The 395-nt window shown below is 52.7% G+C and carries 1 protein-coding gene; it reads left to right on the top strand.

The features are described 5' to 3' along the window. The coding region (locus DZ860_RS24160; protein ID WP_207890695.1) for a phage tail tip domain-containing protein at nucleotides 1–273 on the top strand (273 nt) is incomplete at its 5' end. Between the last annotated feature and the right edge of the window lie 122 nt (nucleotides 274–395).

Here is a 395-nt window from a genome sequence, read left to right as displayed (position 1 = left end):
GGAAGTAAGCGTACTGTCAGCGGCAGGACAACGTATTCGATGTGTTATCTGAAAGTACTGATGAACGGTGCGGTGATTTATGATGGCGCGGCGAACGAGGCGGTACAGGTGTTCTCCCGTATTGTTGACATGCCAGCGGGTCGGGGAAACGTGATCCTGACGTTCACGCTTACGTCCACACGGCATTCGGCAGATATTCCGCCGTATACGTTTGCCAGCGATGTGCAGGTTATGGTGATTAAGAAACAGGCGCTGGGCATCAGCGTGGTCTGAGTGTGTTACAGAGGTTCGTCCGGGAACGGGCGTTTTATTATAAAACAGTGAGAGGTGAACGATGCGTAATGTGTGTATTGCCGTTGCTGTCTTTGCCGCACTTGCGGTGACAGTCACTCCGG

The organism is Vibrio sinensis (genome assembly GCF_003605645.1).
Classification (GTDB): Bacteria; Pseudomonadota; Gammaproteobacteria; order Enterobacterales; family Vibrionaceae; genus Vibrio; species Vibrio sinensis.
This window is presented reverse-complemented; position numbering and strand designations above follow the sequence as displayed.